Here is a 21729-nt window from a genome sequence, read left to right as displayed (position 1 = left end):
TCGGTTTTCGCCCAGGCCCCCCCCTCTGGCCTGCCGGCCATCTCCCCCGCAAGGGGGGAGATCAGCTGTACGTTCTGTTTTCGCCAATCTCCAACCTCGCCAGGTCGAAGCCGTCGGCAAAGCTGCCAATCTCCCCCCTTGCGGGGGAGATGTCCGGCAGGACAGAGAGGGGTGCCTCGCAACGACACGCGGAAGGTTACCTCCATGCCTGACCGATCCTTTCTCAACTGGCCGTTCTTCGAGAACCGCCATCGCGAACTTGCCGAAAGCCTGGAAGCATGGTGCGCGAAAAACCTTCCCGTCGATCATCACGACGTCGATGCCGCCTGTCGCGCGTTGGTGGCGAAGCTTGGCCGTGACGGCTGGCTGAAGCCGACAGCTGTCGACACCGACAATTCCGGCCCGCTCGACGTGCGGACACTATGCATCACGCGCGAGACGCTCGCGCGCCATGACGGGCTCGCCGATTTCGCCTTTGCCATGCAAGGGCTGGGCACCGGCGCGCTCAGCCTGTTCGGCACGGCGGACCAACAGCAATGGCTGGCGAAGACGCGGGCCGGCAAGGCAATCTCGGCCTTCGCCCTGTCGGAGCCGCGCTCGGGATCGGATGTCGCCAACACCGAGATGACGGCGACCCGCGACGGCGACAGCTATGTTCTGTCAGGCGAAAAGACCTGGATCTCCAATGGCGGCATTGCCGATCTCTACATCGTCTTTGCCCGCACCGGCGAGGCGCCGGGTGCCAAGGGGCTTTCGGCCTTTATCGTACCGGGCAACGCCAAGGGCCTTGGCATCGCTGAGCGCCTCGAAGTGATCGCGCCACATCCGCTGGCGCGGCTGTCCTTCGACAAAGTCCGCCTGCCGGCCTCGGCGCTGATCGGCAAGTCCGGCGATGGCTTCCGCATCGCCATGTCGGTGCTCGACGTGTTCCGCTCGACCGTCGGCGCTGCGGCGCTCGGCTTTGCCCGCCGGGCGCTGGACGAAAGTATCAGCAGAGTGGCCGAACGCAACCTGTTCGGCGCCCCGATGGCCGAATTGCAGATGGTGCAAGGCCACATCGCCGACATGGCGCTCGACGTCGACGCGGCGGCACTTCTCGTCTATCGCGCCGCCTGGACCAAGGACATGGGCGCCGCGCGGGTAACTCGCGAGGCGGCGATGGCAAAACTGTTCGCCACCGACAAGGCGCAAGAGGTAATCGACAGAGCGGTACAGTTGCATGGCGGCGATGGCGTGCGCAAAGGCCACATCGTCGAAAGCCTGTATCGCGAGATCCGCGCGCTTCGCATCTATGAGGGTGCCTCCGACGTGCAGAAAGTGGTCATCGCGCGGCAAGTGATGGGCGCGGCCTGACGGCATGAAATTGACGGGCATTCGATTTTGAGACTTGGTTTTCAGGAATACCGGGAGGCTTCAAATGCATGAGATTCTGCAGCCGGAAGGCTGGGCCAAACCGGTCGGCTACGCCAACGGCGTCGCGGCGCGTGGACGGCTCATCTTCGTCGGAGGACAGGTCGGCTGGAACGGGCAGTGCCAGTTCGAAACCGACGACTTCGTCGGCCAGGTGCGGCAGACGCTGCAAAACATCGTCGCTGTGCTGGCCGAGGCCGGCGCTGAACCACAGCACATCACCTCGATGACCTGGTATTTCACCGACAAGGCCGAGTATCTCGCCAATCTCAGGGGGCTCGGCGAAGCCTATCGCGAGGTCATCGGCCGGCATTTCCCGGCGATGGCCGCCATGCAGGTGATGGCGCTGGTCGAGGATCGCGCCAAGGTGGAGATCCAGGCCACTGCTGTGATTCCGGACGAACTCGTTCGTCTGGACTAAGTTACCCGCAGGCCTGCCTTCCTCAAAATCGGCAACACGTGGTCGCAGAAATAGGGCAGTTCCTGCGTGTAATTGACGAATGACAGCGCGATGCCCTGGTAACCCTGCCCGGCAATGGCGGCCATGTCGGCGGCGATCGTTTCGGGCGTGCCAATCAGCGGATAGGTGCCGGCGCCGCCGGCGAAACGCTGCCGGTAGCGGTCATAGGCATGCGGGTCGTGCGATTGCGAGAATTCCTTCTTGCCGGCCATGTGGGCATCGACCGCGTCGTGGTCGGCCATATCAACGGCATAGCGCGTGTAATAGGCCTGCGCCTCTTCCATCGTCGGGCGGCAGACGACATGCGCCACCGTGTAGACGCCGACATCGCGGCCCACCTTGTCGGCGCGTTCGCGAATGTCGGCGACATGCTTGCCGGCATCGCTCATCTCGGAAAAGGTCGTGAACAGGTAGTCGCACCGGGCGGCGGCGAAATCGCGGCCCGGCCCGCCGAACGCGGCGTTCATCGTCACCGGTCGCGGAACTTGCAGGCTGGCCGGCCGGCTCACCGCTTCCTTCAGGTGATAGTAAGTGCCTTCATAGTCGAGCGGCTCGGACGACGCATAGAGCTTCTCGAGGATTTCGATCCATTCGGCCGCCTGGTCGTAGCCCTTCTCGACCAGTGGCGTACCGAACATGCCGAATTCCTTCGGGTTCCAGCCGCAGACGATGTTGAGGCCGGCGCGGCCCTGGCTGATATGGTCGACCGTCGCCAGAGCTTTGGCGGCATAGAGCGGATGCACGAGCGGCACATGCACGGTCATGAACAGGCCGATCTGTTCGGTGGCCATGCTGAGGGCCGCCGCCCAGGTGAAGGTCTCGAACGACCACTCGCGCACCTTGTTGCGGCCGCCGAAACCACGCCACCGGGCGATCGGCAGCATGAACTCCAAGCCGGCACGGTCGGCGATCTGCGCCGCCGTCAGATTGTCCTGCCAGTTCGCCGTCCAGCGTTCCGGAACATCTGATATGGCAAGGCCGCCATCGGCATTGGTCGAAAAGACGCCAAGCTTCAGTTTGTTCGGGCCGTGCAACGGATGCGTTTTCATCATGTCTCGAACTCGCGGCGGGAGATCACACGCTACGGTGGCGGCAAAATATTTCAAGCCTGAAATAGCTTCGCCTCGCCGCCGTTTGCGGATATGAGTTTGGGCCAGACGACAAAGGGGATCGGCATGAGCGAATTCCGCCAGAAATGCATCGGCAAGGCAAACCTCGTCGGTTCGTTTGCCGCCATTCCCCATCCGGTCGCTGTCGAGGTGATGGCACTGTCCGGTCTCGACTTCCTTTGCATCGACTGGGAGCATGCGCAGATCTCGCGCGACATGATCGAGACCATGGTCCGCGCGGCCGACGTGCATCGCGTGCCGGTGTTGGTGCGCGTTCCCGGCCATGCACCGGAAGCCATCCTGGCGGCGCTGGACAGCGGCGCGCAAGGCGTTCTGGTGCCTCGCGTCTCGACCACTGCCCAGGCCGAAGCAGCCGTGAAGGCCTCGCGCTATCCGCCGCTGGGCGAGCGTGGCGTCGGGCCTGGCCGGGCCGCCGGCTATGGCTATCGCATTCCCGAATATCTTGCCGGCGCCAACGACAGGACCGTCGTCGCGGTCCAGGTCGAGACCGCGGAGGGGTTGGCCAACATCGATGCGATCGCGGCCGTCGACGGCGTCGACGTGATCTTCGTCGGCCCCGGCGACCTTTCGGTGTCGATCGACGCGATCGGACCGCAAGGCGCCGACAAGCTCAATGTAGCGATCCGGACGATCATTGCTGCCACGATCGCCTATGGAAAGACATCAGGCATATTTTGCGCCAGCCCACAGACCATCGGCCGGTGGGCAGGCATCGGCGCGAGTTTCTTCGTGCTGGCCAGCGACACGATGTTTCTGGGCGCCGGCGCCGCGGCCAACGCTGCCGCGGCGCGCGACGAATTGGCATAGACAGGCGCGGCCAGACAAAAGGCGTATCGCTGGAGCAACACGCAAGCCAAGCTTTTTAAGCTTAAAACTTTCGCCTTGAAATGCGCCCCACTTTGGATAAGCATTCAAGATCGATGACGACGGCCGTGCCACAGGGGTTACCGGCCAATCCATCGTGGTGCTTCGGGGGGTTCAGTCCTTGTCGTTCATGCTGCCCCAGTCATCATCCAGCGCACGCTATGCTTCAGACGGCGGGCGCCGCCAGATCCGTGATCCGCAAACAGAGACCATCGCCAACCGCGCGCGCAGGTCGCTGCCATGAATTGACGCCCCGCTGGGAGGCGGGACGGCAAGAAACCGTGCGGGGCGAGCCCCGCCCGATCAACAACCAGAGGGGATACCCCAGAGGGAACACCATGAACCTGACACGTCGCAATCTCATCCTGCTCGCCGCTGCCATCGGCATTGCCGCCGGCCCCGCCACGGCTTATGCCGCCGATGTGCTCAATGTCGGCGCCTACCCGACCAATCCGCCCTTCGAGTACAAGAACGAGAGCGGCACTTTCGAGGGTTTTGAAGTCGACATCGTCAACGAAGCGGCCAAGCGCATCGGCATGACCACCGATATCGCCGATCTCGGCTTCCAGGCGCTGTTCGCGGCCACCACGTCGAAGCGCATCGACGTCGCCATCTCGTCGATCACCATCACGGCCGAGCGGCTGAAGTCGCAGTCTTTCACCCAGCCCTATTATGATTCCGACATGGGCATTGCCACCAAGACCGACAGCGCTGTTAACACCGAAGCCGACCTCAAGGGCAAGATCGTCGGCGTGCTGTCCGGCTCGACCGGCGAGACCTGGGTCAAGGCGCATCAGGAAGCCGACGGCTTCAGCGATGTGAAGGGCTATGACACACAGCAGAACCTGCTGCTCGACCTCAGCGCCGGCCGCGTCGACGCCGCCGTCAGCGACATTCCGGGCATGGAATACTCCTTCACCAAGATGAAGGATCTGAAGGTCAAGCAGCGCATCAAGACCGGCGAACAGTACGGCCTGATGATGACCAAGGACCATCCGCTGCTCGGCAAGCTCAACGACGCGCTGACCGCGATGAAGAAGGACGGCACGCTGGCCGCGATCCACAAGAAATGGTTCGGCAGCGACGCGCCGGCCGATTCCTCGACCGTCAAGGAAATGCCGCTACCGAAGGCCTGAGCGGAGATGCACTGAAATCGTGCCGGCTTTCCAGGCCGGCACGACTCATTTCCTGCTCCGGCGCCGCTGCCGCGCGGACCGTCTCGCCATGGCGAGGTCGATTGGTCTTAACTTTGAGCACCCCTGGCTTTGGGGTTCGGGAACGCTCCCATGTCGCTGATCGACACCTTCTTCAATCCCGATGTCATCATGTCCAGCCTGCCGGCGCTGCTGCGCGGCTTCCTGAACACGCTGCTGCTTGGCATTTTGAGCATCGGCATCGGCATCCCCATCGGCCTGGTGATCAGCCTGCTTCGGCTCTATGCGCCGAAGCCGGTGCGCTGGCTGGCGGTCGGCTACACCGACATTTTTCGCGCGCTGCCGGTGCTGGTGGTGCTGATCCTGATCTATTACGCGCTGCCCTTCCTCGGCATCCGCCTGTCGTCCTGGGCGTCCGCCGTGACGGCCTTCGCCTTCATCATGTCGGCCTATTCGGCCGAAGTGTTCCGCTCCGGTATCGAAAGCATTCCGAAAGGCCAGTTTGAGGCGTCGCAGGCGCTTGGACTGCCGTTCCTCTTGACCTTGCGCAAGGTCGTGCTGCCGCAGGCGATCCGCGTGGTCATCCCGCCGATGACCAGCAATTGCGTCTCGATGTTCAAGGACACCTCGCTCGCCTCGACCGTGGCGTTGCCGGAACTCCTGAAGGAAGCGACCAACGCCCAGTCGCTCTACGCCAACCCCTCGCCGCTGATCGGCGCCGCACTGGTCTATCTCATTTTCCTTTGGCCGATGGTGCGCCTCGTCAGCCTGCTTGAAGACCGCTTCAAGACCGAGAAGGCGCGCTGACCTCGCCAACCGATCTCCACCCGCCAAATTCTTCGCAGGAGCGTAACCCGTGAACAAGCACCAGACCGACAATGCGAACGCCTCAGCGTTCCCCGTCGACACTATCCGCGCCATGTTTCCCGCCCTGCAGCGGGCCGGCGATTTCATCTTCATGGACAATGCCGCCGGCGCGCAGATCCCGCAAAGCGTGCTCGACGCGGTGACCAACCATCTGGTTTCGCACAATGTGCAGCGTGGCGGCCGCTATGGCCGCAGCGTCACCGTCGATCAGTCCGTCGCCGACGCCCGGACAAGCGTGGCGCTGCTGATCAATGCCTATAGCCCGGCGGAAATCTGCTTCGGCATGAACGCCACCTCGTTCATCCGGCTCGTCAGCCTCGGCATCGGCCAGATGCTCGCCAAAGACATGGATGGGGGGCGAGACGAGATCATCATCACCGACATGGACCATGACGCCAACATCGCCACCTGGCTGGCGCTGGAATCCGTCGGCGCCAAGTTCAAATGGTGGCGCATGCGCGAGGACGGCAATCTGCATGTCGATGATCTGCGCCCACTGGTTTCCGAGCGCACCCGCCTCGTCGCCTGCACGGTGACGGCGCATTCGATCGGCTCGATCGTCGATGTCGCCTCGGTGGCCGAGATCGCGCATGCAGCCGGCGCGGAAGTGTTCCTCGACTGCGTGCATTACGGTCCGCACGGGCTGATCGACGTGCAGGCCTGGGATTGCGACTATCTCGTCTGCTCCGGCTACAAGAATTTCTCGCCGCATATGGGTTTTCTCTGGGGCCGCTTCGAAACGCTCAAGCGGCTGCCGACCTTCCGCGAGGATTTCATCCCCGACGAACCGCCCTACAAGGTCGAGGCGGGCACCTTCATCTACGAGAATGTCTCGGGCATGGATGCCGCCGTGCAGTATCTGGAACTGATCGGCCGCAATCTGGCTCCATCCAACAACCGCTCGCGGCGCGAAAACATCGTCGCCGGCATGGGCGCCATCCGCGACTATGAGCTGCTTCTGGCGCGCGAGATGCTTGCCGTGCTGAAAGGTTGCGGCGCGACCATCTACGGTGTTGCTGACGAAGCCCGCATCAACGAGCGCGTGCCGACCTTCTGCTTCAACATCGACAGACTGTCACCGCAGCGGATCGTCGAGGAAATGGCCGAGATGCAGATCGGCATCCGCGACGGCCACATGTATGCGCCGCGGCTGATGAAGCGCCTCAATTTGTCGATGGACAGCGGCGCCATCCGCGCCTCGCTGGTGCACTACAACACGGTCGAGGAAGTGCACAAATTCGGCGAGGCGTTGCGTGCGATTATCGCCAGGCTGTCCTGATCGATGAAGGTGGCCTGATGGCTGCGGCCAGCAGTCTCAGGCCGCCGCCTTCTTCTTCGCCAATCTCGCCTTGATCGAGGCGACGTCGGCGCGCGGCGTCGCGGCAAACAGCGTCTTGGTGTAGCTGTGCTTGGGGTCGGAAAAGACCTCTTCACGCGAGCCATATTCGACCGCTTCGCCGAAATACATCACCATCACGTCGTCGGCGATGTAGCGCACCACGGAGAGATCGTGGCTGATGAAGACATAGGTCAGCTGGAACTCATCCTGCAGGTCGGCGAGCAGGTTGAGCACCTGCGCCTGCACAGACAGATCAAGCGCGGAGACCGGCTCGTCCAGCACCAGCAGGCTGGGGTTCAGCATCAGCGCACGGGCGATGGCGATACGCTGGCGCTGGCCGCCCGAAAACATGTGCGGGTAGCGGTTGTAGTGCTCGGGTCCGAGGCCGACCTTCTTCAGCATCTTCATGGCGAGGTCGCGCCGTTCCTCGGCCGGCTTGTTGGTGTTGATGAGCAGCGGTTCTCCCAGCACGTCGCCGATCTTCTGGCGTGGGTTGAGCGAGCCGTACGGGTTCTGGAAGACGATCTGCACCTTGCGGCGCATCTCCTTGGTCAATCCGCCCCTGGCGATGTCGACCTTGTTGCCGTCGATGAACAGTTCGCCCGAAGTCGCGGGATCGATCAGCGTGATGATGCGGGCAAGCGTCGACTTGCCGCAGCCGCTTTCACCGACGATGGCCAGCGTCTTGCCCTTGTCGACACTGAAGGAAACGCCCTTGACCGCATGCACGGTGCGCTGCGCGCGAAACAGCCCGCCGCCGACATGGTAGTCGCGCACGATATTCTTGCCTTCGACGACCTTAATGCTCATGCGGCGGCTCCCGAGGGCGCCGGCTCGAACAGCATGTCGGAGACGGTCGGCAGCCGGTCGCCCACGGCATTCTCCGGCAGCGCCGACAAAAGCGCGCGGGTGTAATTGCTCATCGGCGATTCAAACAGCGACAGCACGTCGGCCTCTTCCATCTTGCGGCCCTTGTACTGGACGATGACGCGATCGGCGGTCTCGGCCACCACGCCCATATTGTGGGTGATCATGATCAGGCCCATGCCGTATTTGGCCTGCAGCGACACCAGGAGATCGAGGATCTGCTTCTGGATGGTGACGTCGAGCGCGGTGGTCGGCTCGTCAGCGATCAAAAGCTTTGGATTGCAGGCAATGGCAATGGCGATCATGACGCGCTGGCATTGGCCGCCCGACATTTGGTGCGGGAACGAGTTCAGCCGTTCCGCCGGCTCGGCAATGCCGACCTGCGTGAGGAGTTCGATGGCGCGCTCCCGGCGCTGCGCACCGTCCATGCCCATATGGAAACGCAGCACCTCCTCGATCTGGAAGCCGACGGTGAAGCAGGGATTGAGGCTGGCCATCGGCTCCTGGAAGATCATAGACATGTCCTTGCCGACGATCTTGCGCCGCTCGGCAGGGCTCAGCTTCAGCAGATCGCGGCCATTGAAGCTCATGCGGTCGGCGGTGACCTTGGCGGTCCATGGCAAAAGGCCCATCACCGCCAGCATCGAGACCGACTTGCCGGAACCGGATTCGCCGACGATCGCCAGCACTTCGCGCTCGTCGACATGCAAGGAAACGCCATCGACCGCCCGGAACATACCTGATGCGGTCTGGAATTCGACGACGAGGTTCTGGATGTCCAGCAGCGCCATCACGACCTCCTCAATTTCGGATCGAGCGCATCGCGCAGACCGTCGCCGATCAGATTGATGGCAAGCACGGTGATCAGGATCGCCAGGCCTGGGAAGGTCACCACCCACCAGGCGCGCAGGATGAATTCACGCGCCGAGGCGAGCATCGTGCCCCATTCGGGCGTCGGCGGCTGGGCACCGAGGCCGAGGAAGCCGAGGGCGGCCGCTTCGAGGATGGCGTTGGAGAAAGACAAGGTGCCCTGGACGATCAGCGGTCCCAGGCAATTGGGCAGGATAGTGCGAAGCATCAGCCTGAGATGCCCGGCGCCGGCGACCTTCGCCGCCACGACATATTCGCGGCTCTTCTCCGCCATCACCGCGGCGCGCACAAGGCGCGCGAAATGCGGCTGCAGCACGAGCGCGATGGCCAGCATCGCATTGAACAGGCCGGGACCGAGGATGGTGACCATCACCAGCGCCAGCAACAGCGACGGGAAGGCCAGGATGAGGTCCATGACGCGCATGATCGCCACGTCGACCCAGCCGCGGAAATAGCCGGCCAGCAGGCCGAGCGTGATGCCGCCGATGAGCGCCAGCGAGACCACGACCGCGCCGATCAGCAGCGAGAAGCGCGCGCCATAGAGCAGGCGCGAAAGGATGTCGCGCCCGACCGGATCGGTGCCGAGCAGATATTGCGAGCTGCCGCCTGCCTGCCATGCAGGCGGCCGCAAGAATGCGGTCTTGTCCTGGATGTCTGGCGCGTAGGGGGCCAGCAGCGGCGCAAAGAGCGCCGCCAGCACCAAAAGGACGAAGACGAACAGGCCTATAACGGCGCCCCGGTTCACCGAGAAATAATACCAGAAGGTCCTGAGACCGGTGAGGCGATCCGGGTTGCCGGCGGCCATCGGCGCGATTTCGGTCGACTGGCTCATCACGCCGCCCTTATGCGTGGGTTGATAACGGCATAGAGCACGTCAACGATCAGATTCACGGCCATGACGATAAGCGCAATCAACAGCAGGCCAGACTGCACGACAACATAATCGCGCTTGGATATGGATTCGACCATCCACCTGCCGATGCCCGGCCACGAGAAGATCGTTTCGGTAAGGATGGCGCCGGCGAGCAGCGTGCTAACCTGCAGGCCGATGGTGGTGACCACCGGGATGAGTGCGTTGCGCAGAGCATGCACACCGATGACTCGGGCCGACGAGAGGCCTTTGGCTCGGGCAGTCCGTACATAATCCTCGCCCAGCACTTCAAGCATGGCGGAGCGCGTCTGGCGCGCTATCACCGCCAGCGGAATGGTACCGAGCACAATTGTCGGCAGCACCAGATGGCGCAATACCGAGCGGAATGCATCCCATTTGCCGTAGAGCAAGGTGTCGATGGTCATGAAACCGGTGATCGGCTTGAAGAAGTACTGCAGGTCGATGCGGCCATTGACCGGCGTCCAGCCGAGGTAACCGGAGAAGAAGATGATCAGCAGCAGGCCCCACCAGAAGATCGGCATGGAATAGCCGACGAGCGCGGTGCCCATCAGCGACTGATCGAACCAGGAGCCGCGCTTGACCGCCGCGAAGATGCCGGCCGGAATGCCCAGTACCATGGCGAAGATCATGGCAAAGAACGACAGTTCCAGCGTCGCAGGGAAGAGCGTCTTGAACTCTTCGAGCACCGGGCGCTTGGACGAAATCGAGACGCCGAAATCGCCGGTCACGACCTCACCGACATAGCGTGTGTATTGCTGCCAGATCGGCAGATTGTAGCCGAACTGCTCCTTCAGCTCTTCATAACGCGCCGGCGCCACACCGTGTTCACCGGCCATGGCAAGAATAGGATCGCCGGGCAGCAGCCTGACGAACGCAAAGGCGCAGATCGTGATGCCGACAAGCGTCGGGATCAAAAGTGCAATTCGGTGGAGGATATATTTTAGCATGATGTAGGGGGGCGGCGCTTCATTGCGCCGCCCCGCTCTATAGTCTTATTCGGCCTTGTCAACGCCGTCGAAGCGGTGAATGCCGAGCGGATCCATCTTGAAACCGCTGACATTGTTGCGCACGACCGCGTAGACTTGGCTGTGGACCAGCAGGAAGGCGGGCGCTTCCTTGGCGAAGATCACCTGCGCCTGTTCGTAGAGCTTGGTGCGCTCGGCCTGGTCGCTGGTCTTCTTGGCTTTCTGGATCAGATCCTCGAAGTCCTTGTCGCACCAGCTGGAGTAGTTCGAGACGCCGATGGCGGAGCAGGCGAACAGGGTGGCGAAGAAGTTGTCCGGATCGCCATTGTCGCCGGTCCAGCCGATCTGGAACGCACCGGGACGGTCCTTCTTCTTGCCCTCCGAGCGATACTTGGTCCACTCGTAGTTGACGATCTCCGCCTTGACACCGACCTTGGCCCAGTCGGCCTGGATCAGTTCGGCGGCGCGCTGGAAGTTCGGGTTGTACGGGCGAACGCGGTCGGATGCCCAGAGCTGGATTTCCTTCAGGCCGGCGTCGGCCAGCACCTTCTTGGCCGCTTCCAGATTGTAGGCGTCGGTCTTCACATCCTTGTTCCACGACCACATGGTCGGCGGGATCAGGTTTTCGGCAGGCGTGGCGCCTGCATCCTGGAACAGCGACTTGATCAGCGATTCCCGATCGATCGCCTGGTTGAGCGCATGGCGCACCTCAGGCTTATCGAGCGGCGGGATGGTGGTGTTGTAGCTCATATAGCCGATGTTCAGGCCGGCCTGATCCATCAGGGTCACGTCCTTGTTGGCCTTGATGGTGGCGATGTCGGCCGGGTTCGGATAGGGCGCGATGTCGCATTCCCCGGCGAGCACCTTCTGGGTGCGGGCGGTGGCGTCAGGCGTGATGGCGAAGACGAGATCGTCGATCTTTTCCTTGCCCTTGAAATAATCCGGGTGAGCCGCGTAGCGGATGACCGAATCCAGCTGGTAGTCGACGAACTGGAACGGACCAGTGCCGATCGGCTTGGTCGAGAAATCGGCCATCTTGCCGGACTTCTCCAGCTGGTCGGCATATTCCTTCGACACGATCGAGGCGAAGTCCATGCCAAGGTTGGCCAGCATCGGCGCGTTCGGCTCGGTCAGCGTCAGCTTGACGGTAAGGTCATCGACCTTTTCCCACTTGGCGACGTATTTCGGCATGTCCATGCCGGTGTAGTAGTCCCAGGTCAGGTTCGGCAGATACTTGTCGCCGTTCCAGGGGTTCGCCTTGTTGAACTGGCGATCAAAGGAGAAAACGACGTCGTCGGCGTTGAGGTCACGCGTCGGCTTGAAATAGTCGGTGGTCTGGAACTTGACGCCCGGATGCAGGTGGAAAGTGTAGACCAAGCCGTCGTCGGAAATCTCCCACTTGTCGGCAAGGCCGGGCTCGACTTCGGTGCCGCCATGCTTGAATTCGACCAGACGCGAATAGACGGTACGCGACGAGGCATCGAAGTCGTTGCCGCCGGTCGTGGTACCCGGATCAAAATTGGCAGGCGACGCTTCCGAGCAATAGACGAGCGTCTTTGCATTGGCCATGCCGCTCAGTACGCTTGCGGCCAGCAAAGCGGCCGCAAAAGCGAGTTTCTTTTTCATTGAGCACTCCCTGATGTTCTTCCAAGCCCCTCTATCAGGCTCGCGAAGCGCGCATATAAGCACCGTTTTTCCGGCTTTGGAACACCCCGTTTGCTTACCCCTCGGGAAGCAGGAAAAAAATCTGCCATTTTGCTAAATGGCAGAAAAAATTAGCAGTTTTTTCCACTCACGAGATTATTAACGACCGCATTTTTTTATTGATCTGGCATATGGCGACATGGCCGCCGCGTCCGCCCTCATCCGATCATCGATGCGGAAAGATGCCGGTTCCAAGTGTCGCCGGCGGGAAAGATTTTCGACGGCAAATCTTTCGGCGCCCTGCCGCAAGGGCAAGACTTGCACCGCCGCCGATAGAGGCAATACATAGATGGATATGCTGGCGGCACGGAGGACGCCTCTGTCAATTCGGAGGCGGGCGCGGCATAGGCGACCGAAACGGGCGAACAGGAATTGTCGAGGAGGAACGGGTGGCAAAAGCATCAAAGGCGCCGGTAAAAGCGTCGGCAAAGGCAGTCTCGAAACCAGCCGCCGCCGACGATCAAGGTAAAGCTGGTGCCAAGGCCTCGACCGCCAGCACAGGCGCAAGACCTGCCAAGGCGGCACAGGCAGCCACCGCCAAGGCCGTTGCGAAGCCGGCGGCAAAAGCCGCCCCGGCAAAGACCTCAGCGACGAAGACTTCTCCGGCGAAGACCCCTGCAAAGGCTTCTCCCACAAAGACCGGGGCAGCGAAGGCCGCATCGCCAGCAAAGGCAGCGCCGACATCGAAACCGGCGGCAGCTGACACCAAGCGGTTGCCGAAGGCGCTCACGGAACTTGCCGCAGGCCTGCCCGAAAAGCCTTGGCTCAAGAGCTATCCGAAAAATGTTCCGGCCGAGATCGGTGCGTTGCCCTACAGTTCGATCGGCGATTTCCTGGTCGCCGCCTGCAAGCAGTTTTCCGCCCAGCCGGCCTTCACCTGCATGGACAAATCCATCAGCTATGCCGATGTCGAGCAGTTGTCGGCGGCCTTCGGTGCCTATCTGCAATCGAAGGGGCTGCAAAAGGGTGCGCGCGTCGCCATCATGATGCCTAACGTTCTGCAATATCCGGTGGCGATGATGGGCATCCTGCGCGCCGGCTATGTCGTGGTAAACATCAATCCGCTTTACACGCCGCGCGAGCTGGAGCACCAGCTCAAGGATTCCGGCGCGCAAGCCATCGTCATCCTGGAAAACTTCGCCAACACCTTGCAGGCGGTAGTCTCCAGGACCGCGGTCAAGCATGTCGTGGTGGCGGCCATGGGCGACATGCTTGGCGGCCTCAAGGGCACGATCGTCAACTTCGTCGTGCGCCGCGTGAAGAAAATGGTGCCGGCATGGTCGCTGCCCGGGCATGTCAAGTTCAACGCGGCGATGAAGGCCGGCGCCGGCCTTGGCTTCAAGCCGGCCAAGGTTGCGGCCGACGATGTCGCCTTCCTGCAATATACGGGCGGCACCACGGGCGTGTCGAAAGGCGCCACGCTGCTGCACAGCAATGTGCTCTCCAATGTCGTGCAGAACGCGCAGTGGATGGAAGACGCCTATACGATCAAGCCGAAGCCCGCACACCCGAACTTCATCTGCGCGCTGCCGCTCTATCATATCTTCGCGCTGACGGTGAACGCGCTGATGGGCATGCAGCAAGGCGCTCGCAACGTGCTCATTCCAAATCCGCGCGATATCCCGGGCTTCGTCAAGGAACTCCAGAAGTATCCGGTCCACATCTTTCCCGGCCTCAACACGCTGTTCAACGCGCTGCTCAACAATGAGGACTTCCGCAAACTCGACTTCAAGCCGCTGGTGCTGACGCTTGGCGGCGGCATGGCGGTGCAGAAGGGCGTCGCCGAGCGCTGGAAGGCTTTGACCGGTTGCCCTGTCACTGAGGGCTACGGCCTCTCGGAAACGTCACCGGTGGCGACGGCCAACAAGTTCAGTTCCGGTGACTTCACCGGCACGATCGGCCTGCCGCTGCCCTCGACGGAAATCGCCATCCGCGACGATGACGGCAACAATTTGCCGCTCGGCGAGGTCGGCGAAATCTGCATCAGGGGACCGCAGGTGATGGCGGGCTACTGGAACCGGCCTGACGAGACCGCCAAGGTGATGACCAAGGACGGCTACTTCAAGTCCGGCGACATGGGCTTCATGGACGAGCGCGGCTACACCAAGATCGTCGACCGCAAGAAGGATATGATCCTGGTCTCGGGCTTCAACGTCTATCCGAACGAACTCGAGGAGGTCGTGGCCATGCATCCAGGCGTGCTCGAAGTCGCGGCGATCGGCGTGCCGGACGAGCATTCGGGCGAAGTGCCGAAGCTGTTCATCGTCAAGAAGGATCCGGCCCTGACCGTGGAAGCCATCACCGCTTTTTGCCGCGAGAACCTGACCGGCTACAAGCGGCCCAAATATATCGAGTTCAGGACCGAATTGCCGAAGACGCCGGTCGGCAAGATCCTGCGGCGGGCATTGCGCGCCTGATGCACATCGCCCAAAAGTGACCTCGGTTTTGGGAGAACGACATGCACCAAAACAAAGAGCTGAAGCGCAGCGCGCTTTAGCGAGGGGCCACCCCTTCGGCGACGAGGGACCAAGCAAGGACTTGCCAAACCGCCCGCGCCTCGACCCGGCGGAATTCATCAAGGCGAACATGCGCCTTGTTCCTGTACCGGCGCTTCCCGAAATCCGGTTCTACACCGCCCATCCGGGCAGCGGATTGAGACGCCTCGTCGATCCTGAAGACGATATTGATGCGGACGACGATGCGCCAGAACCGCAGCCGCCCTACTGGGCCTATGCGTGGGCCGGCGGCGCGGTGCTGGCGCGCCACATCCTCGACAATCCGATGACCGTGGCGGGCCGTCGCGTGCTGGACCTGGGGGCGGGTTCGGGCATTGTCGGCATTGCCGCCGCCAAGGCCGGCGCAAGCGAGGTGATCGCCGCCGAGATCGACCGCAACGGCGTTGCCGCTATCGGCCTCAACGCGGCGGCCAACGGCGTCGAGATCACGATCGTCCACCAGGATATCACCACGGGGCCGCCGCCGGCCGTCGACCTCGTGCTTGCAGGCGACGTGTTCTACGGCCACGAGGTTGCTCTACGGGTTACCCCGTTCCTCGATCGCTGTTTGGCAGCCGGCATCGAGGTGCTGGTCGGCGATCCGCGTCGCCATGACCTGCCGCTGGCCCGGCTGCGACTGCTCGCCGAACATCAGGTGCCGGATTTCGGTGACGCGAAAGATGCCACGCTGAAGCCGAGCGGCGTCTTTCGTTTCGAGGCCGAGACCGCGCTGGCGGGAGCGATCAAACCGTCTCCTTGACCCGCGTCGACAGGAAATCCGGCAGGTCGGCGACGGAATCGAGAACGACGTCGGCAATGCCGGCCAGCGATTCGCGCGTGCCGGTGCCGGAGAGCACGCCCACCGCCAGGCCGCAGCCGCCGGCGCGCGCCATTTCGAGATCGTGGCGGTTGTCGCCCACCATGGCGATCTCCGCTGGCTTCAGGCCGGTGAGGTCGCAAAAGGCCTGGATGGTGTCGGGCGCGGGTTTGGGATTGGCCACCGCGTCATAGCCATAGGCGGCGTCGAACAGCTGGGCGACGCCCAGCGTGACCAAGGTCTTTTCCGCGCCGCTGGTGGAATCGTTGGTGGCGACGCCAAGCCGGTAGGATCTTTTGTGCAGCACCGCCAAGGTATCGACGATGCCCGGCAGCGCCACCGCCATCGCCGAGCCCTGCACCGAGGTGATCTCGTTGAAGCGGGCTACGGCCAGCATCTGGTCTTCGTCGGACAGACGCGGGAACCACAGCTCGACGACATCCATGTTGGTGCCCGAGGCAAAGATCGAATCGGGCTTGAAGCGCCGGCTGGCGAAATCGAAGCCGGCGGCCGCAAGCAGCCTGTCGGCCTTCCAGCGGTCGCCATCAGCGGCATCCATGGCCATGAAATCGGCGACGCCGAGCCAGGTCGCGTTGAAGTCGACAAGTGTCCCGTCCTTGTCGAACAATATACCCTTGATGTCTGCCAAATCAGTCACTCCGAACCGCGCAATTGGTGGATGCGTTCCACAAGGCCCCTGGTCGAGGCGTCCCGGTTTGCGGCGCTTTCCTTGCCTTCCACGACAGGCAGCAGGCCGGTCGCCAGCTCCTTGCCGAGCTCGACGCCCCACTGGTCGAAGGAATTGATGTTGAACAGCGTGCCCTCGACGAAGACGCGGTGCTCATAGAGCGCGATCAGCCGCCCGAAAGTGCGCGGGTCGAGCTTGCGATAGAGGATGGTCACCGAAGGCCGGTTGCCGGAGAAGACACGATGCGGCGCAATCTTGTCGACGTCGGCCGGCTTCATGCCCTTGGCCAGCATCTGCGCGCGCGCCTCGTCCAGCGTGCGGCCCTTCATCAGCGCTTCGGACTGCGCCAGGCAATTGGCGAGCAGCAAATCATGCTGGTGCTTGAGCTCCGGCTCATGGCCGACAGCCGCGGCGAGGAACTCGACCGGGATGAAGTCGGTGCCCTGGTGCAAAAGCTGGAAGAAGGCGTGCTGGCCATTGGTGCCCGGCTCGCCCCAGACCAGCGGCCCGGTCGGTGTCGCCACGGGCGTGCCGTCAAGGGTGACGCCCTTGCCGTTCGATTCCATGTCGAGCTGCTGCAGATAGGCCGGCAGCCGGGACAGGCGCTGGTCATAGGGGATGACCGCGCGGGCCGGATAGCCGCAGATCACGCGATGCCACCAGCCGACCAGCCCGAGAAGCGCCGGCAGGTTCCCGGCGAGCGGGGTGGTGCGGAAATGCTCGTCCATCTCGTGCGCGCCGTCGAGGAAGGCGCGAAAATTTCGCGGGCCGACGGCGATCATGACGGGCAGGCCGATCGCGCCCCAGACCGAATAACGGCCGCCGACCCAGTCCCAGAAACCGAAGACGCGATTCTGCTCGATGCCGAACTTGGCCACCAGGTCGAGTGCCGTCGAAACAGCGGCGAAATGCTTGCCGACCGCCTGCTTGCCGAGTGCCTTCTGCACCCAGTCGCGTGCCGTCTGCGCGTTGGTCATCGTCTCGACCGTGGTGAAGGTCTTGGAGGCGATGATGAACAGCGTGGTTTCGGCCGACAGGCCCTTCAGCGTGTCGTGGATGTGGGCGCCGTCTATGTTGGAGACATAATGCGCGCGTGGCCCGTCATGATATGGCGCCAGCGCCAGCGTCGCCATAGCCGGGCCGAGGTCGGAGCCGCCAATGCCGATGTTGACGATGTCGGTGATCTTCTTGCCGGTGGCGCCAAGAGCCTTGCCTGAACGGATGGCATCAGCGAAGGCGCCCATCGCGTCGAGCACGGAAATGACGTCGGCCTTGACGTCCTGGCCGTCGACCGTGACGCCCTTGCCGCTGAGATTGCGCAGCGCCGTGTGCAGCACGGCGCGGTCCTCGGTGATGTTGATCTTCTTGCCGGCGAACATGGCGGCGCGGCGACCCTCGAGATCGGCGGCGCCGGCGAGCTTCTCCAGCAAGTCCATGGTGACGGCATCGACGGCGCATTTCGACCAGTCGAGCAAAAGGTCACCATCGGTGGCGGAGAATGTCTGGAAACGCTGTGGATCGGCGGCGAAGGCCTGGCGCATGCTCGCAGGTGCCGCGGTGCGATGATCGCGCAAGGCGGCGAGCTGTTTCTGGAAGGCTGACTTATCCAATGGCGGGGAGCTCCTGGCGTTTTTCGACATACTTTATCAGACCGGATGTTTCCGGCGCGTGTCGTCGCGACAAACCTATTGAGCCGAATTCCGTGCGGTCAATACGCGGCGATGCCGCATCGCATCACGATGCGATGACACTATGTGTCACTTCGGCCGGCCGCAGAGCCCAATTTTGGCTGAAGGATCACTGGCATAAATCCCAAAGATCAGAAAAATTGATTGGCGCAACCCCTTGTGCCACCCATACACTCGACTGGTCCAGCCAAATGAAAATGGCTGGCCATCCGAGGAAGATTTCCCATGCCACAGCGCAACGACACGGCCATATGGTCCGGCCTGTTCCGGATTTCGGCCGAATCCGGCCAAACCCTGCAGGCGCAGATCCGCCAGGCCATCGTGGCCGCCATTCTCGACCGGCAGATCGCCGCTTCGATGCCGCTTCCCTCCTGCCGGATCCTGGCCGAGAAGCTGGGCGTCGCACGCGGGACGGTGGTGCTGGCCTTCCAGCAGCTCGTCGACCAGGGGTTCCTGGTGGCGCGCGAGCGGCGCGGCCATTTCGTCAACCCCGACGTGCTGGCAACACCGGCCAAGCCGCACCAGAAGGCGCCCGACCAGGCCAATGAGATCGACTGGAAGGCACGCCGGCAGATCGCCGCCAGCGACATGCCGCCGCCGGCCAAGCACGAGAACTGGATCAAGTCGTCCTACCCCTTCGTCTACGGCCAGTTCGACCCGGCGCTGTTCCCGACCGCCGAATGGCGCGAGTGCAACCGCATGGCGCTGGCCGTGCTCGAAATCCGCAACTGGGCGTCCGACATGGTCGATCGCGACGATCCGCTGCTGATCGAGCAGATCCAGGCGCGGCTCTTGCCCCGGCGCGGCATCTTCGCCAATCCCGACGAGATCATCGTCACGCTTGGCGCCCAGAACGCGCTCTACATGCTGGCTTCGCTGCTGATGACCAAGGGCTCGAAGGTGGCGATGGAGGACCCGGGCTACCCCGACGCACGCTCGATCTTCCGGCTTGCGGGCGCCGACATCCAGCCGGTGCCGGTCGACCAGTCCGGCATCGTAACCTCTTCTATCCCCAATGATTCCGGCTTCGTCTTCGTCACGCCCAGCCATCATTGCCCGACCATGGTGCCGTTGTCGGCCGAGCGGCGGCAGGACCTTCTGGCGCGTGCCAACCGGCACAACCAGATCATCATCGAGGACGGCTATGACAGCCAGCTTCTCGACGAGGCGCCGCAGCAGGCGCTGAAGAGCCTCGATCGTTCCGGCCGCGTCGTCTATGTCGGCTCGATGTCGAAGACGCTGGCCCCGGGCCTGCGGCTTGGCTACATCGTGGCCTCTGCTGGACTAATCTCGGAACTGAGGGCGCTGCGCCGCTTCATGCTGCGCCATCCGCCGGCCAACAACCAGCGTGCCGTGGCGCTCTTCCTGTCGCTCGGCCATCACGAGGCCTTGGTGCGGCGCCTGTCGAGCGCCTTCGACGAGCGGCGCAAGCGTCTGGTCCATGCGATTTCCGCTTTCCTGCCGGAATGGCGCTCGACCGACTCGGCCGGCGGCACGTCGCTCTGGCTCGAAGGCCCGCGCGGCACCGATTCCCGCGGTTTGGCCGAGGCCGCGGCCTCGCGCAGCGTCATCATCGAGCCGGGAGACCGCTTCTTCGACCGCACCGAAAAGCCTTCGCGTTTCATGCGTTTGGGCATTTCCTCGATCGCGCTGCAGCACATCGAGCCAGGCATCCGGGAACTGGCCACCGCCGCCGGGCGCAGGCCCGCCGCCGCCTGATCCACTTATCCGATCCTTTTGACCGGGGCCGACCGATCGCGGCCCCGTTTCCTTTAGCGCTGGCATATGCAACCAGACCGGCTGGCTCATGGTCTGGGCCAATGCCGGCGGCATAGTCGTGGCACAAAGGGGAAGAAGCAGCCGATGGTGGACCAACCGCCGCCCTGTTTCCGAGAAAAGGTGGAGTGCCTCCATGTCTGTGGTTCTTGAAAAGCAGGAAGCGGCGGCGGATCAGCGCTCGCGCCGCTCCGGTGGACGCGAAGCGCGCCGTGCCATGCGGGCAGCGCCGCTCGCCGACGACATCAGGCCGGTGCGCGCCGGCCTCGAGGGCGGCAGCTACGGACCGCTGCGCGGCAACGACCAGGAGCGCATCCACGAGGCGGTGCTGACGCTGCTGGAGACGGTCGGCTTCGCCAATGCCATCCCCTCTTGCATCGAGGCGCTGACCAAGGCCGGCGCCACCTATGGCGACGATGGCCGCATCAGTTTCCCGCGCGCCCTGGTGCTCGATACGATCAAAAAAGCGGCACGCAATTTCACCTTGCACGGCCAGGATCCGAAACACGATATGGTGATCCAGGGCAAGCGCGTGCACTACGGCACGGCTGGCGCCGCCGTGCATCTGGTCGATGTCGAGAAGCGCGAATACCGCGAATCGCTGCTGCAGGACATCTATGACGCCGCCCGCATCGTCGACGGGCTCGACAACATCCATTTCTTCCAGCGGCCCATGGTGCCGCGCGACATTCCCGATCCGCTCGAAATGGACTTCAACACGCTCTATGCCTGCGTGATGGGTACGTCCAAGCATGTCGGCACCTCGTTCACGGTGCGCGAGAATGTGCAGCCGGCGCTGGAAATGCTCTATGCCATTGCCGGCGGGGAGGAGAATTTCCGCGCCCGGCCGTTCGTGTCGAACTCCAACTGCTTCGTCGTGCCGCCGATGAAATTCGCCGAGGATGCCTGCGGCGTGCTCGAGGCCTGCGTCGAAGGCGGCATCCCGATCCTGCTTTTGTCGGCCGGCCAGGCCGGCGCGACCGCGCCGGCGGCGATTGCCGGCGCCGTGGTGCAGGCAGTGGCCGAAGTGCTGGCCGGTCTGGTCTATGTCAACGCCATCAAGCCGGGGCATCCGGCAATCTTCGGCACATGGCCGTTCGTGTCGGACCTACGGACCGGCGCCATGTCGGGCGGCTCGGCCGAACAGGCGGTGCTGACCGCGGCCTGCGCGCAGATGGCGCAGTTCTACGATCTGCCGGGTGGCTCGGCCGCCGGCATGACGGATTCGAAACTGCCCGACATCCAGTCCGGCTACGAAAAAGGCATCACCGACGTGATGGCCGGCTTGGCCGGGCTCAACCTCGTCTATGAATTGGCCGGCATGCATGCCTCGCTGCTCGGCTTCTGCCTGGAAAGCCTGATCATCGACAATGACATGCTCGGCCATTGCCTGCGCTGCGTGCGCGGCATCGAGGTGACAGACGAAGCGCTGTCGATCGACACCATCGCCGAAGTCTGCCTGAATGGGCCTGGCCACTATCTCGGCAACGAGCAGACGCTGCGGCTGATGCAGACGGAGTATTTCTACCCGGCCGTCGGCGACCGATTTTCGCCGAAGGAATGGAACGAGAAGGGCCGTCCCGACATATTGCAGCGCGCGATCATCGAGAAGAAGCGCATCCTTGCCGAACGCTTCCCGCGCCATGTGCCAAAACTGCTCGACGAAAAACTGCGCGCCCGCTTCGGCGACATGATCAAGCTGCCGCGCGCCAATATGGGCGGGTAGCCGGTTTGCGGACCGGC

At 63.1% G+C, this 21729-nt stretch carries 18 protein-coding genes; 10 read left to right on the top strand and 8 right to left on the bottom strand.

What is annotated here, in order from left to right:
- Positions 1–204 precede the first annotated feature (204 nt).
- Both ACLGL5_RS10070 and ACLGL5_RS10065 read left to right on the top strand, forming a co-directional pair.
- Positions 205–1353, top strand: coding sequence for an acyl-CoA dehydrogenase family protein (locus ACLGL5_RS10070; protein WP_069090905.1), 1149 nt, complete (start codon positions 205–207; stop codon positions 1351–1353).
- Positions 1354–1417: 64 nt separating this feature from the next.
- A complete protein-coding gene (locus ACLGL5_RS10065) occupies positions 1418–1831 on the top strand; it encodes a RidA family protein (protein WP_019862992.1) in 414 nt (137 codons plus the stop codon).
- Here the strand turns inward: ACLGL5_RS10065 and ACLGL5_RS10060 are convergent.
- Complete coding sequence (locus ACLGL5_RS10060; RefSeq protein WP_069090904.1) at positions 1828–2922, bottom strand: LLM class flavin-dependent oxidoreductase; 1095 nt, start codon at positions 2920–2922, stop codon at positions 1828–1830. The genes ACLGL5_RS10065 and ACLGL5_RS10060 overlap by 4 nt on opposite strands.
- A gap of 123 nt (positions 2923–3045) precedes the next feature.
- Between ACLGL5_RS10060 and ACLGL5_RS10055 the strand changes: the two genes are divergently transcribed.
- From ACLGL5_RS10055 to ACLGL5_RS10040, 4 genes are all read left to right on the top strand, one after another.
- Entirely contained in the window at positions 3046–3807 is a 762-nt protein-coding gene (locus ACLGL5_RS10055) for an HpcH/HpaI aldolase family protein (RefSeq protein WP_083246918.1), read from the top strand.
- A gap of 395 nt (positions 3808–4202) precedes the next feature.
- Positions 4203–5000 carry an ABC transporter substrate-binding protein gene (locus tag ACLGL5_RS10050; RefSeq protein WP_019862988.1) on the top strand — a complete coding sequence of 266 codons (798 nt, stop codon included), beginning with the start codon at positions 4203–4205 and terminating at the stop codon, positions 4998–5000.
- A 150-nt stretch (positions 5001–5150) separates the two neighbouring features.
- A complete protein-coding gene (locus ACLGL5_RS10045) occupies positions 5151–5825 on the top strand; it encodes an amino acid ABC transporter permease (RefSeq protein ID WP_019862987.1) in 675 nt (224 codons plus the stop codon).
- Positions 5826–5874: 49 nt separating this feature from the next.
- Positions 5875–7164 carry a cysteine desulfurase-like protein gene (locus tag ACLGL5_RS10040; protein ID WP_069090902.1) on the top strand — a complete coding sequence of 430 codons (1290 nt, stop codon included), beginning with the start codon at positions 5875–5877 and terminating at the stop codon, positions 7162–7164.
- A 36-nt stretch (positions 7165–7200) separates the two neighbouring features.
- Here ACLGL5_RS10040 and ACLGL5_RS10035 read toward each other — a convergent pair whose 3' ends face one another.
- The 5 genes from ACLGL5_RS10035 to ACLGL5_RS10015 are packed head-to-tail and all read right to left on the bottom strand — an operon-like array spanning position 7201 to position 12444.
- Positions 7201–8034, bottom strand: a complete 834-nt coding sequence (locus ACLGL5_RS10035) for a dipeptide ABC transporter ATP-binding protein (protein ID WP_019862985.1) — start codon at positions 8032–8034, stop codon at positions 7201–7203.
- Complete coding sequence (locus ACLGL5_RS10030; RefSeq protein ID WP_019862984.1) at positions 8031–8882, bottom strand: ABC transporter ATP-binding protein; 852 nt, start codon at positions 8880–8882, stop codon at positions 8031–8033. The genes ACLGL5_RS10035 and ACLGL5_RS10030 overlap by 4 nt, the downstream gene beginning before the upstream one ends.
- Positions 8882–9793 (bottom strand): ABC transporter permease subunit, encoded by a 912-nt coding sequence (locus ACLGL5_RS10025; protein ID WP_019862982.1) that lies wholly within the window; start codon positions 9791–9793, stop codon positions 8882–8884. Before ACLGL5_RS10025 ends, ACLGL5_RS10030 begins: the two co-directional genes overlap by 1 nt.
- Positions 9793–10800, bottom strand: coding sequence for an ABC transporter permease subunit (locus ACLGL5_RS10020; protein ID WP_038651941.1), 1008 nt, complete (start codon positions 10798–10800; stop codon positions 9793–9795). Before ACLGL5_RS10020 ends, ACLGL5_RS10025 begins: the two co-directional genes overlap by 1 nt.
- Before the next feature lie 45 nt (positions 10801–10845).
- Positions 10846–12444, bottom strand: a complete 1599-nt coding sequence (locus ACLGL5_RS10015) for an ABC transporter substrate-binding protein (RefSeq protein ID WP_069090901.1) — start codon at positions 12442–12444, stop codon at positions 10846–10848.
- 467 nt (positions 12445–12911) lie between these two features.
- Here ACLGL5_RS10015 and ACLGL5_RS10010 point away from each other — a divergent pair, with 467 nt between their 5' ends.
- Together ACLGL5_RS10010 and ACLGL5_RS10005 are read left to right on the top strand one after the other, a co-directional pair.
- The gene (locus ACLGL5_RS10010) at positions 12912–14939 is read left to right on the top strand and encodes a long-chain fatty acid--CoA ligase (RefSeq protein WP_069090900.1); all 2028 of its coding nucleotides are present in this window, start codon (positions 12912–12914) and stop codon (positions 14937–14939) included.
- 16 nt (positions 14940–14955) lie between these two features.
- A complete protein-coding gene (locus tag ACLGL5_RS10005) occupies positions 14956–15777 on the top strand; it encodes a class I SAM-dependent methyltransferase (RefSeq protein ID WP_244748310.1) in 822 nt (273 codons plus the stop codon).
- Here the strand turns inward: ACLGL5_RS10005 and ACLGL5_RS10000 are convergent.
- Together ACLGL5_RS10000 and pgi are read right to left on the bottom strand one after the other, a co-directional pair.
- Entirely contained in the window at positions 15761–16483 is a 723-nt protein-coding gene (locus ACLGL5_RS10000; RefSeq protein ID WP_038651935.1) for an HAD family hydrolase, read from the bottom strand. The two genes, ACLGL5_RS10005 and ACLGL5_RS10000, sit on opposite strands and share 17 nt — an antisense overlap.
- A gap of 5 nt (positions 16484–16488) precedes the next feature.
- The gene (pgi, locus tag ACLGL5_RS09995) at positions 16489–18132 is read right to left on the bottom strand and encodes a glucose-6-phosphate isomerase (RefSeq protein ID WP_038651932.1); all 1644 of its coding nucleotides are present in this window, start codon (positions 18130–18132) and stop codon (positions 16489–16491) included.
- Positions 18133–18435: 303 nt separating this feature from the next.
- On the opposite strand from pgi, the gene pdxR reads away from it, so the two are divergent.
- On the top strand, positions 18436–19929 hold the full coding sequence (pdxR, locus tag ACLGL5_RS09990; protein WP_010913204.1) for a MocR-like pyridoxine biosynthesis transcription factor PdxR: 1494 nt from the start codon (positions 18436–18438) through the stop codon (positions 19927–19929).
- Between the two features lie 193 nt (positions 19930–20122).
- The gene (locus ACLGL5_RS09985; RefSeq protein ID WP_494372899.1) at positions 20123–21712 is read left to right on the top strand and encodes a trimethylamine methyltransferase family protein; all 1590 of its coding nucleotides are present in this window, start codon (positions 20123–20125) and stop codon (positions 21710–21712) included.
- The last annotated feature ends 17 nt before the right edge of the window (positions 21713–21729 follow it).

It is taken from the genome of Mesorhizobium sp. U510 (genome assembly GCF_059180695.1).
Note: the sequence above shows the minus strand (reverse complement) of the source record. Positions and strands in the feature narration are given on the sequence as shown.